General features: G+C 46.4%; 12 protein-coding genes. 10 read left to right on the top strand and 2 right to left on the bottom strand.

Translation table 11 applies throughout. The features are described 5' to 3' along the window. Positions 1–104 precede the first annotated feature (104 nt). From AR334_RS11005 to AR334_RS10985, 6 genes are all read left to right on the top strand, one after another. Positions 105–338: a DUF1146 family protein gene (locus AR334_RS11005; RefSeq protein WP_066309865.1), complete on the top strand. Its 234-nt coding sequence runs from the start codon at positions 105–107 to the stop codon at positions 336–338. 304 nt (positions 339–642) lie between these two features. Further along, positions 643–1509, top strand: a complete 867-nt coding sequence (locus tag AR334_RS11000) for a YwmB family TATA-box binding protein (RefSeq protein WP_156431261.1) — start codon at positions 643–645, stop codon at positions 1507–1509. 32 nt (positions 1510–1541) lie between these two features. After that, positions 1542–2855 (top strand): UDP-N-acetylglucosamine 1-carboxyvinyltransferase, encoded by a 1314-nt coding sequence (gene murA, locus AR334_RS10995; protein ID WP_066309853.1) that lies wholly within the window; start codon positions 1542–1544, stop codon positions 2853–2855. Positions 2856–2883: 28 nt separating this feature from the next. Then, positions 2884–3039 carry a hypothetical protein gene (locus AR334_RS29485; RefSeq protein WP_156431260.1) on the top strand — a complete coding sequence of 52 codons (156 nt, stop codon included), beginning with the start codon at positions 2884–2886 and terminating at the stop codon, positions 3037–3039. Between the two features lie 277 nt (positions 3040–3316). Then, entirely contained in the window at positions 3317–4363 is a 1047-nt protein-coding gene (gene spoIID / locus AR334_RS10990; protein WP_066309851.1) for a stage II sporulation protein D, read from the top strand. Positions 4364–4951: 588 nt separating this feature from the next. Beyond that, positions 4952–5914 (top strand): nuclease-related domain-containing protein, encoded by a 963-nt coding sequence (locus tag AR334_RS10985; RefSeq protein WP_066309845.1) that lies wholly within the window; start codon positions 4952–4954, stop codon positions 5912–5914. Positions 5915–6002: 88 nt separating this feature from the next. Here the strand turns inward: AR334_RS10985 and AR334_RS10980 are convergent, their stop codons facing one another. Further along, positions 6003–6431, bottom strand: coding sequence for a VanZ family protein (locus tag AR334_RS10980; RefSeq protein WP_066309842.1), 429 nt, complete (start codon positions 6429–6431; stop codon positions 6003–6005). A gap of 174 nt (positions 6432–6605) precedes the next feature. On the opposite strand from AR334_RS10980, the gene AR334_RS10975 reads away from it, so the two are divergent. Together AR334_RS10975 and AR334_RS10970 are read left to right on the top strand one after the other, a co-directional pair. Beyond that, on the top strand, positions 6606–7493 hold the full coding sequence (locus tag AR334_RS10975) for a M23 family metallopeptidase (RefSeq protein ID WP_066309839.1): 888 nt from the start codon (positions 6606–6608) through the stop codon (positions 7491–7493). Between the two features lie 445 nt (positions 7494–7938). Further along, positions 7939–9999, top strand: a complete 2061-nt coding sequence (locus tag AR334_RS10970; protein WP_253701280.1) for a penicillin-binding transpeptidase domain-containing protein — start codon at positions 7939–7941, stop codon at positions 9997–9999. A 340-nt stretch (positions 10000–10339) separates the two neighbouring features. On the opposite strand, the gene AR334_RS10965 is transcribed toward AR334_RS10970, so the two are convergent. Continuing rightward, the gene (locus tag AR334_RS10965; protein WP_066309833.1) at positions 10340–10678 is read right to left on the bottom strand and encodes an MGMT family protein; all 339 of its coding nucleotides are present in this window, start codon (positions 10676–10678) and stop codon (positions 10340–10342) included. A gap of 144 nt (positions 10679–10822) precedes the next feature. On the opposite strand from AR334_RS10965, the gene AR334_RS10960 reads away from it, so the two are divergent. After that, positions 10823–11389, top strand: coding sequence for a dihydrofolate reductase family protein (locus AR334_RS10960; RefSeq protein ID WP_066309831.1), 567 nt, complete (start codon positions 10823–10825; stop codon positions 11387–11389). Positions 11390–11937: 548 nt separating this feature from the next. Further along, positions 11938–12213, top strand: a complete 276-nt coding sequence (spoIIID, locus tag AR334_RS10950) for a sporulation transcriptional regulator SpoIIID (protein WP_066309827.1) — start codon at positions 11938–11940, stop codon at positions 12211–12213. Positions 12214–12495 lie beyond the last annotated feature (282 nt).

Raw genomic sequence — 12495 nt, 5'->3', positions numbered from 1 at the left:
ATACCTATTTGAATTTTCTAAAAGCATTCCAAAATCAGGAAATTTGATGAACTTTTATTGACTCCGTGTTAAAATAGTCTTTGTGTAATAAAGGAGGGCTGAACATGGAGGATTTTGGGCAAATTGCGTTAATCAGCATTTTATCGCATTTGGTGTTTATCGCGCTTACCTGGTGGGCACTTCAGGCAATCCGGCTTGAAAAGGTACTGAAGGCAAACCACGTGTTCCAGGCCAGATTGTTATACATATTATTGGCCATTTTCATTGGCTCAACGGTTAGTAATTTTTTCCTAGACTACCTGCAATGGTCCCGGCAGTTGCCACTTTTGTTACAGTAGGACGGAATTTGGTAAAATTTTAGGTCTTCGTACGTGTTCCCAAATAAGAAGATATTGAGTACAATCAATTTTGTGTGCTGGCAAAAACCAAGCGCATTATTTGTGAATCTGATAACAAGAGATCATAATACTTCTGTATTTGAGGTAGGGCTATAAATTTTTTTGAAATAGTACTTGTCAGACGTATAACCAATCATGGGTTTTCGGACGAAAACTGCTTGGACTTTGTCAAAAAGTGACGAGAATTCCCATGTATGCTCTTTCCCCCATTGGAGACAATGGTAGTAAGGGAGAGATGAGAGAGATGAAACCAATTGGTAAGTTGTATATATGTCTGATTACGGTAATCAGTTTGTTTTTTGTTTTGTACGGCGGCTTGAAAGCTGACCGCGTGCTGGCTGCATTTGGTTCAGGGCAGCTTGATCGCGTGCTGACCGCGATTGGCGTTAGTGGAACTTTGTCCGAAAGCGCCAGCGGGGACGGCGTCCGCCAGGTATTTTTCAAAAAAGAAAAAAGTGACTTGGGGAAGATCGGCGAGATTTTGTACGCCGAAAATATTTTGCTCGAGGAATGGTCGTTTTATGCACGTGAGCAGGTGACAGGTTTCAAAGGTGAGACGGACGTGAAGGAATACGCAGACGAGCTTCGGCAGAAGTTTCCTGACTGGGAGTGGAAAGTAAACGAAACCAGTGAGAAATGGGAAATGACGGCAGTATCTCCAACATCTACACACCACACGGAAGAGCTCCAATTCTTGGCAACCCGCACAAATCAACCTCCGGCTGCGTATATAGTATATAGTGTCAGGGGTAAGCAGTGGAACGAGTCCTCGGAGCGGTTTTTCGCGACGTCTGATTTTCAGGATAGGCTAAATGACATATTTCGAGGAAAACCAACAGTTTTTTCTTGTATGAAGGGTATTTTCAGTGATAAGATTGATACGGCTTTAGGATTAAAATTGGACCAGATCTTGTCTGATTTTAATGCGAGAGAGCTCGAAGCGTTAAAAGAGGAGAATTTCATGTCTGTGTCGGCCGCGTCGCCGATGTTTTCAGGCAGCTTAGATACAAAGAAAAATAACATGAATTTGCAAATTGGATTACGCTCCGAAGGATTGGGCGCTCAGACTACCATTGTGGTAGGAACCCCTATCATTACGATTGAATATTAATATAGAGAAAATGGACGCGGAGGGGAATACTCTTGGAAAAGATTATCGTCCGCGGCGGACAAAGGCTAAATGGAACGGTTAAAGTGGAAGGTGCAAAAAACGCCGTCCTGCCTGTTATCGCTGCAACATTATTAGCAAGTGATGGAAAAAGTGTGATACGTGATGTACCTACGCTCTCCGATGTATACACAATTAATGAGGTTCTTCGCTATTTGAATGCGGAGGTTCGTTTTGACAATAATACTGTTGTTGTTGATGCATCCAGAGTGTTGAAAGAGGAGGCGCCGTTCGAGTACGTTCGAAAAATGCGGGCGTCTGTGCTTGTGATGGGATCGTTATTGGCGCGTAATGGCCGTGCCCGGGTGGCTTTGCCTGGTGGCTGCGCAATCGGATCCCGCCCAATCGACCAGCATCTGAAGGGCTTTGAGGCCATGGGTGCGAAGGTGAAGGTGGGCAATGGCTTCATCGAGGCGGAGGTTAATGGCCGCTTGCGTGGAGCGAAGATTTATTTGGATTTCCCGAGCGTCGGGGCTACGGAAAATATTATGATGGCTGCGACTCTGGCTCAGGGTACGACGACTATCGAAAACGTGGCAAAAGAACCGGAAATTGTGGATTTGGCAAATTTCCTGAATAAAATGGGCGCGCGCGTAAAGGGTGCCGGCACCGGTACGATTCGAATCGAGGGTGTCGATGTGCTGTTTGGCGCGGACCATGCGATTATTCCGGACCGGATTGAGGCGGGTACGTTTATGACGGCTGCAGCGATTACGGGCGGAAATGTGCTTGTGCGAGGCGCTGTGCCTGAGCACTTGTCTTCGTTGATTGCAAAGATGGAGGAAATGGGTGTAACGATTATCGAGGAAGAGGATGGCTTGCGTGTCATCGGTCCTGATCGTTTGAAGGCGGTAGATATCAAGACAATGCCGCACCCTGGTTTCCCAACCGATATGCAATCGCAAATGATGGCCTTATTGCTTTGTGCTGATGGTACCTCGATGATTACGGAAACGGTGTTTGAGAATCGCTTCATGCATGTGGAGGAGTTCCGCCGCATGAATGCCGATATCAAGATTGAAGGCCGTTCGGTGATTCTGCAGGGTCCTTCGGATTTACAGGGAGCGGAAGTGGCTGCGACCGACCTTCGTGCAGCGGCAGCGTTGATTTTGACGGGGCTTGTGGCGGAAGGCGTGACACGTGTGACCGAATTGAAGCATTTAGACCGCGGTTATGTGGATTTCCATCATAAGCTGGCGGCTTTGGGCGCTGACATCGAACGCGTGGCGGAAGCAGACGAAGAAAACTTCATCGAACTGGGAAAATATGTATCTGATATGAATGCCTAAGTGAGGGCAGGGTCGGGAGCCGGATGGTTTGCTTATTCGGTTTCCGCGCTGTCATTGGTGGCCGGTTAGGGATGGCTATGGTCCGCGAACTGGAGGACATGTTCCTCCCGTTTGTGAACTGGGGATGATGACCCGTTTGTCAACGGGGCAACATGACCAGCCCGTTGTGGACTGTACATCATGAGCCACTAGTGAACTGGGCAACAACCAAATAAATGTGATCAAAACCAAAGCAACGGGGCCTGGAACGCGGGTCCTGTTTTTATTTTGGTTTTTTTTGCTTGAATGGGCCTGGGGCCGTTGGTGTCCGCCCCAGATGGACAAAATGGGGATTTGTCCACGGATGGTGCCTGACACCCAATTTAAAAAAAATGTAATAAATGCTTGTCCGCTTCCATATGTTTTATTGTACGCATCCCGAGATTAGGTGGGCTGTGAATTTACATTCTGGAGGCACATTCATGATTAAGATCAAACCACTCATCGCACTAGTATCGTTTCTCATTGCCTTGACATTGATTATCCCGGCTGTTATGGTTTTGCCGTTTTCCGGCGAGAAGGCGGCCGGAAGGTTGGGTGAAGAACTAAAGAAGACCAAGGCAGCGGGGGAGAATGCTGCTCCGACAGCGGATGCCGCCGTGGAGGTCGCTGTATTTCGCTCAGCAAAGTCCGTGATTGAAAATGTCGGGTTGGAAGACTATCTTGTTGGCGTGGTGGCAGCCGAGATGCCAGCCGAGTTCAATCAGGAGGCATTGAAGGCGCAGGCGCTGACAGCGAGAACATATATCGTTAGCCGGATGCTAAACAAGAATACGATGGGTGTTCCGAAAAGTGCTCTAGAGCAGGGGGCACAGGTGACGGATACCCAAAACCATCAGGTGTACCTAAGCGACGACGAGCAGCGCAAAAAGTGGGGCGCTGATTATGATTGGAAAAAGAAAAAGATCATCGAAGCCGTTCGAGCCACAAGCGGGCAGATTCTAACATATGACGGAAAACCAATAGACGCGATGTTTTTTTCAACGAGTAACGGCTTTACCGAGAATTCTGAGGAGTATTGGTCCGGCAATATCCCGTATTTGCGCAGTGTTTCAAGCCCGTGGGATAAGAACTCGCCAAAGTTCAACAGCCAAAAGGTGATTTCGGTGAAGAATTTTGAGGCGGCGCTGGGCGTGAAGGTCGGCTCTAGCGGGGCGATTGGAAAAATAGTCGCTCGGACTGAAGGCAAGCGTGTCGCCAAGGTCGATTTCGGCGGCAAGGTTCTGACCGGCAAAGAGATCCGCGAGAAGCTGGACCTAAGGTCGTCCGACTTTTCGTGGGAGCGTAAGGGGGGCAATATTGTGATTACCACCCGCGGCTTCGGTCATGGCGTGGGGATGAGCCAGTACGGTGCTAATGGCATGGCTGAGGAGGGCAAGAACTACCAGGACATCGTGATGCACTACTACAAAGGGATCGAGATTACCTCAGCGGAGAGCATGCTGGCGACGATTACGGCGAAGAAATAGGTTTGGGGCCTCTGGCCGCGGCGAAAAACTTAATGAATGTTACCTGAGCCAGGCATGGATGCCTGGCTTTTTGGTTGGGGTGGGGTCGGAGACCGGTTGAAGAGCCGGTAGACGCCGGTAAAGGGCATGGTCTAATGTAAAAATAGAGGGGGTGCCGATAAAGAGGGAAAAAACGCCTGTAAAATGGAAAAAACGCCGGTAAAGTGGTAATATCCGCCGGTAAAGGGCATGGTCTAGTGAGAAAATACAGGGAGTGCCGGTAAACAGGAGAAAAGCGCCGGTAAAATGAAAAAAGCGCTGGTAAAGTACCAAAAAGCGCCGGTAAAGAGCAGGTTTCCGCCGATAAGGAGTGAGGTTTCAATTGAAAAGAGAGAGAGGTGCCAGTTAAGTGCCTAATAAACGCTGATTTAGAAGAATTTTTAATGGTGACGGACGCTGGATTGGATCGAAAAACGATTGTTATTTTTTCAGTTTGCTGCCATCAAAAACAAAACGTTCAAAAAGGTGTAACATATTGGGGGATTTTTAACAGGATATACTGGAGGGTAAGGGGAAGTATGTAGAAAAAAATCGAAAGGATTGATATGGATGATTGCAAAGGAATGCCTTCCTTCAGTAAGGCTTCAAAAGTTTGCAGTATTGGATGGGAGAGTTCCCTTTAATAATCCAATCCGACCTAAACTTGATGCAGAATATAAGAGTTGGCTGGCTGGTTACAAAGGAGAAAAGTCAATTATGTTTTACTTAAGTCTGCTCCCCGAAGAGAAATATCATATTTTCCACGATCTTCGCCTTAAATTGGGCAAATACTTCTTTCAAATTGATTTTCTCCTTCTGTGCTCGTCATTTGGCCTCGTTCTAGAAGTTAAAAATAGAAAAGGCGAGTATCACTTTAAGAAGGAAACGAACGAGACCATTTTAAAAATGAAAGAGTCGGAAGAAAGGATCAAAAATCCGGTTCAACAAGCAAGGATTCAGGCGCGAAAACTAAAAATATGGATGAAAAAACATAATTGTCCCGATGTGCCAATCTATTATCTTTTTGTCAATAGCAATGAGCGGGCGACATTCAGGATAGATCCTGGCTGTGAACATATCCTTGCCACCCTTTGTCATGCGGAAAGCTTGCTGGAGAAAATCAACGTTATTGAAAATAATCCAAATAAGGACAAATTCGATGCAAAAGAATTAAAAAAAGTGAAACGCCTCCTAATAACAAAACACACTCCTGATAATCCCGACTTGCTAGATTACTTTCAGTTGTCCCCAAATGAGATTCCCACTGGAGTTCATTGCCCCAAATGCAGATTTTTGCCGATGGTATATTCAAATGGAAAATGGTGGTGTCAAAAATGCGATATCCAGTCTAAAACTGCCCATATTCAGGCTATTCATGATTGTTTTCTTCTTTATGGTCCCTTAGTCACCAGCGCCGAACTGAGGAGATTTCTACACGTTGATTCCCCGAGATGCATGATTCGCATAATCCATTCAATGAACCTCGATCATAAAGGAACTTTCAGAAATAGGGTATATTTTTTGAAAAAGTAATTCAACATAAGTTAAAAAATAAAAAAACCACCGCAAGTTGACGGTGGTTGTTGTGCTGCAAGTGCCTTAATTTCACGGAATGGCTCATTCATTTGTCTGTGCTAATTGACCGCACGCGCCCCAGCATCCTTACAAGCCCGCTAAATCTCCCGCGGAACAGTGCCCCGCTGATAAAGTAATAGCAGACGAGAATTCCGGTGAAATCCTTCACGAGGTCGAACACCGACGCCGAGCGATAGGGGTAGAACGACTGGTGGATTTCGTCGCTGATGCCGTAGAAGGCGGCGAACACGGCGCAGGCGAAGTTCCAACCTGGCGTGAAAGCGCCGCGGCGGGTTAACAACGCAATCACCAGCAATACATATAAAATCGCAAATTCTATTAAATGCAGGGACTCTTTAATAGTTCGGTCGAGCGACGAGTCAGGAAGCTCGACGAAATGATTGGACGGCAGGCTGGACTGGATCCAAATGGCGGCCATATAAAGGAGCGGCAACGCTCGTAATATCCATTTCATGATGGGTACCTCCGAAAGATTTTTCAATGATTCATGCAAAATTTCCTAATGTTTTTCAAAAATTCATGCATAAAATCCACAAGCATAACGAAAAATAAGTTTTTCAAAAAATTTTTTCAAGCTTGTGTATATAATTCTAGTTATCTGTTCAGAATGATTGCTGAGGTGATGAAAATGAGAGAGGAAGAAAACAAACGATCTTCTCAAGGTTCCAGCGTAAAACGCTTTTTCAAAAAGCGTTGGGTATTTCCAGCCATCTATATTGCAAGTGCAGCAATCATTTTAACAGGAGTTCTTTGGTATCAATCCAGCGCAGGCGACTCAGACAAATATGACTACAAGTCTACTGATATTGCTGGTAAAAAGAACCAAACACCAGCCGTTGAGGTTAACTCCGCACTGGAAAATTTCAAAATGCCGGTGGCTGACAGCGCAAATGCTGTCATCAAGACAAAGTTCTATGATTTCGACGCTAAAGCTGAGGAGCAGGAAGCAGCATTAGTATTCTACAACAATACGTACTCGCCAAGCACGGGTATCGACGTCACGATGAAAAACGGTGAAAGCTTTGATGTTACCGCATCATTGAGCGGTACTGTCACTCGAGTCGAAGAAGATTCCGTTCTTGGAAATGTGATCGAAATTGAGCACGACAAAAATATTGTAACACAATATTCGTCGGTGAAAGACATTAAAGTTGAAGTCGGCGACAAAGTGAAGCAAGGCGATGTGCTTGCCAAGGCTGGAAAAAGCATGTTGAATGAAAAAGCTGGAACTCACGTCCATTTTGAAATTCGCAAAGATGGCGTCGCGGTGAATCCTAACAAGTATTTTGACAAATCGTTGAGTTCGTTGCAAGAAGCAAAAATCGAAAAGCAACAATTGAAGAAGCAGGAAGAGTTGTATGAAGACGATTCCGAACAGCCTGCCGATGAAGGGTTACCTGCAGAAGATGAGAAGTCAGACGACATGCCTTCAAATGATAAGAAATCAGAAGATGGCGGCAAGTCCACTGACCAAGACGATCAGTCAAGCAACAAAGCCGAAAAGAAAAATTCTTAATATCAATTATGTACCAAAGGGGAAGGGGAATGCTTTCCTCTTTTTTTTGTGCCTTTTTTGGGAGAGCAGGGTGTGCTACTGCTGCGCCAGGCGGTGAGCCGAGTGGTCTCACCAAGGTTTTGACGTGATGGAGAAATCGATAATATCCTCATTTAGTCAAAAAAATATCCGGCACCCACGGCCGGACAACAAGCAATATTATAAAGGGGGGTTAATGAAAAAGAGAAAGAGATTGTCCTTTTCATATCTCTATACTACCCCCAAAGTATGAACAAACTATGAATAAAACATGAAAGAATTCATAAAAATCTAAGGTTGGAAAACTGATGCGTTTTGTCCACGTGGGGTGGACAAAATGGGGGAATTGTCCACGGGTGGTGCCTGACACCAAATGACACAAAATACCAATAGGTGGTAGAATGAAATAAAGGGAGGGGAGTTTGTTTTGAGTAGAGGATTGAAGGTGTGGTTGTTGTTTTTGGTTGTGCTGGGGGCGGGATTAACGGCTGCGGGGTGCAGTAAGGAGCCGACGCCGCAGGAGCGTTTTGCCGAGTATATATCGCTGTGGAATGAAGGTAAGTTTGATAAGATGTATGGTTACCTTTCGAATGATGCGAAGAAGAACATCTCCCAAGAAGAATTCACCAGTCGCTATGAGAAAATCTACGATGATCTGCAAATTACTGACCTCAAGATTGACTTCAAAAAACCGAAAGAAGATAAACAGGCTGATCAGGAGCAAGCCAAGTATACTTACACAGCCAAAATGAGCAGCATCGCGGGACCGATTACCTTCACCCAGGATGCCACTTTGAAAAAACAAGAAAAAGATGATAAGGCGAACTGGTATGTCGACTGGAATCCCGGGTTCATTTTTCCAGGCATGCAGGAGGGCGACAAAATAAGTTTAAGCACGGTGCCGGCGAAACGGGGCGAAATCCTTGATCGCAACGGCTCAGGGCTCGCGGTGAACGGCCAGGTGTACGAGGTGGGCGTGTCGGCCCCGGACGCAGGTGCCACACTGGCGGCGCCTGTGATGGAACAGCTGTCGGCATTGTTGAAGATGCCGCGTGAGTCGATTGAAAAGGCCTTGTCGGCGGGCTGGGTGAAGCCGGGGATGTTTGTACCGCTGAAGAAAGTGCCAATGGACGACCAAGAGCGAATCGCCCAGTTGGTGGCGCTGGAGTCGGTGAAGACGCGCAAAGTGGACGCAAGGATTTATCCTTATAGGGAGTCTGCCGCCCACTTGATTGGCTATGTCGGGCCAATTACCGCCGATGAGCTCGAGAAATTGAAAGACAAGGGATATACAAGCAAGGATGTGATTGGAAAGCGCGGCTTGGAGCAGGTGCTCGACGAACAGTTGAAGGGCGGAAGCGGCGTAAAGATTGTTATTAAAAAGAAGGTCGGCGGCGAGAAAGTGATTGCGGAAAAACCGGTGGCCGATGGCAAGGACGTGAAGCTGACGATTGATGCCAATCTGCAGAGTGTGATCTTTGACGAGATGAGCGGCGGCTCGAGGGCATCGGGAGGAACAGTAGCAACGGCTGGCGAGGTGGGAACCGCCGCGGCGTTGAACCCGACGACCGGGGAGACCCTAGCACTGGTCAGCAGCCCGTCGTTTGACCCGAATCAGGCGATGCTCGGTTATTCTGCGGACGAGCGGAAGTCGGTGCAGGAGGACGCTCGGCAGCCGCTCCTGACGCGGTTTAAGATGACCTATGCGCCTGGGTCGGTGCTCAAGCCTGTGACGGCCGCTGTGGCGCTTGGAAACGGCGCAATCAGGCCGGAGGAGGCCGTGGAAATCCAAGGGCCAAAATGGCAAAAGGACTCGTCGTGGGGCGGTTATTTTGTGACCCGGGTCCACGAGGGCAGCCCAATCAATCTTGAAAAAGCGTTCGTGTACTCCGATAATATTTATTTTGCACAGGCAGCACTGAAGACGGGGAAAGAGGCGTTTGCTGCGGGCTTGAAGCAGTTTGGCTTTGAAGAGAAGCCGGGATATGCATACCCGCTCGAGACGTCCAAGATTGGCGATTTGAGCCGGGATATCGCGCTGGCTGATTCCGGATATGGACAGGGGCAGGTGGAGATGAGCATCGTGCATTTGTTGTCGGCCTATACACCGTTCGTCAATGGCAGCGGCGATATGATGAAGCCGATTTTGCTTGCGGAAGAGGAATCGGGGCAGTTGCTGAAGAAGGCGGTGGTTTCTGCGGAAAATGCTGGGCTTATTGCAGGGTATTTACGCAAGGTGGTTAGCGATCCAGGTGGCACAGCGCATGTAGCGGAGATGGCGGATATGACGCTGGCCGGGAAGACCGGGACGGCGGAAATCAAGCAAAAGCAGGGCGAGACCGGGACCGAAAACGGCTGGTTTGTGGCCTGGAATGCAGATGGGTCTCCCAATCTGCTGGTTGCCATGATGGTCGAAGGCGTCCAGGATCGGGGCGGATCGAAGGTGCCGGTCACGATGGTGAAGGATATTTTTATGAAGCTAAAATAAGGGCTACTTTGGAGGCGGTCATTATGTTATGGATCTCGTGGTTTATATTGCCCGTGGAGTAGGAAAAAATGATGGCGCGGTGAAAAAGATAGATTTATTTTACCTGTAGGGTTGGGTAATTTGCAGTCACGGTAAAAAAGAAGGGTTTATTTTACCCGTAGAGCGAGAATAATCGCGGCCACGGTAAAAAAGGGGCGATTATTTTACCCATTGAGCTAGGAAAATTGCAGTCACGGTAAAAAAGAGCCGTTTATATTACCCGTTGATCCCGGAAAGTCGCGGCCACGGTAAAAAAGACGTTTTCGTTTTTCTAACTCGGCTATGATTAGCCAGGATCCCATTAAAAATGGTCTTCCTGGCTTTTTCTTTTGACTGCGGGCTGCCACTGATATTTTTTTAAATCAATAGTGCCGTTTAGGCCGACTTCAACACCTTCGGCTTCGAGCGACAGCCGTTGCTCATTGTACGATTCATCGTCTTGGAGGGCGATTTGGCCTTTGGCGTTGATGACCCTGTGCCAGGGCAGGCTGTGTTTCTTGCTCATTGAGTGAAGGATGCGCACGACCTGGCGGGCGGCACGGGGACTCCCGGCGAGCCCAGCAATTTGCCCATAGGTGGCCACCTTGCCAGCCGGTATGCTTTTGATAATTTCAATAACGGTTTCGGTAAATGGTGTCATAGTTGGGTCCTTTCATGGTCAAGTTTCTTGATCTAGTGGAGTAAATTCGAACAAGACAATAAACTTATTTTATAATAGTTTTAGCCTATAAAGGTAAAAGATCGGTTTAAAAACAAGACCCGAATTATAAAGGGAGGGCCAGTTATGTCAATTAACGGAAGACAGAGAAGAATCATTTTAGATTTAGCCGTTACTTTAGATGGTTTTATTGAAGGGAAAAATGGAGAGGTTGATTGGTGCATTATGGATTCTGAGATGGGGTTTATTCATTTCTTAAACCAAATCGACACGATTCTGTATGGAAGAAAAAGCTACGATTTATGGGGACAATTTTATCCGGAGACGACTGATGAAACTGAAAAAGAAATGTGGGGCATAGTCCATAGTAAAGAAAAATATGTGTTTTCCAAAACACAAAAAGGGAGTAACAGCAAAGCCATTTTTATAAATGATCATCTTCTTGAAGAAGTAATAAAACTGAAGAATAAGCCTGGAAAGGACATCTGGCTTTATGGCGGAGCAAGTCTTATTACTGAATTTATCCGTTTAGGGCTTGTTGATGAATTTCGATTATCCGTTCACCCTGTCATTTTAGGAGAAGGAAAACCGTTGTTTATGGATATAAAACAGAGGTTGAATTTACAATTGTTTCATACAAGAACGTTCTCCTCTGGTGTTGTGCAACTAATTTATCATTGGAATGGTCATTAAAAAAAAATCAAACAGCTGCTGCTGCCCGTGAAATACGAAGAGGTCTGTTGATTCGGTACAAAACTTTCCTCCGACAAATTTCTTGGGAAATAAACGCCAATCCCCGTCATTTCCTCGCGAAACTAAGGCGTGGCAAGGGTTTGGGCATTTTTTACTAGTTGTCGAATAGTCGTATGTTTTCTGACTTATCTGAAAATAAACGAATACCTTGTCCTGTTTGGCTATTTTGTGCATAAACCCGTATCCAAGCTAATAGAATGATTACAAACCTTTACAAAGAGAGTGTTTGAGGTGAGGAATCGTTTGAGGTTAACGGGAACTTAGTCGGGGACATGATTTATTCATTGTATAATTCAGAAAGTAGTTAACTTTCTGCCGTGTGAATCGCTGGCGTTTGGAACATCCATGGTACATCCGAACGCAAAAAACAGAGACGGCTTCAACAATCGCGAAGCCCAGGCATGACTCACGCGGATAGCAGTATTGGTCGAAGTGATAAGCGAGTCTCATTTCACACTACTCACATCCAATTTAGGGAGGGCGAGAGTGTGCACGATTACATCAAAGAGAGGACTATCAAGATTGGAAAGTATATCGTGGAGACGAGAAAAACGGTTCGCGTCATTGCGAAGGAGTTTGGCGTATCCAAATCTACAGTCCATAAGGATTTAACAGAAAGACTTCCTGAAATTAATCCGGAGCTTGCAAACGAAGTCAAAGAAATTTTAGATTATCATAAATCCATTCGCCATTTACGGGGCGGCGAGGCAACGAAAATGAAGTACCAGAAGGAAGAAAAAGAAGGAGAGGCTGTCCAAAAATAGCCAGAAACGGGCGAATGGTGTCAGCACCATAGCCTTTTTTTGTACAACTTTTTAGGGGAAACAGCGGAAAATGAGCCACCCGTGGCAGACCTGCTTTTTAGAAAACTGCAGGAAAAATGAGCCACCTGTGGCAACCCAACTTTTAGAAAAACGTCAGGAAAAATGACCCACCCGTGGCAGATCCACTTTTTTGGAAAAACCGCAGGAAAAATGACTCACCCGCGGTAACCCAACTTTTTAAAAAAACGGCAAGAAAATGACCCACCTGTGGCAGATCCAAAT

Origin of the sequence: Bacillus sp. FJAT-29814, assembly GCF_001510715.1 — a bacterium.
Lineage (GTDB): Bacteria > Bacillota > Bacilli > Bacillales > Cytobacillaceae > Neobacillus.
Note: the sequence above shows the minus strand (reverse complement) of the source record. Positions and strands in the feature narration are given on the sequence as shown.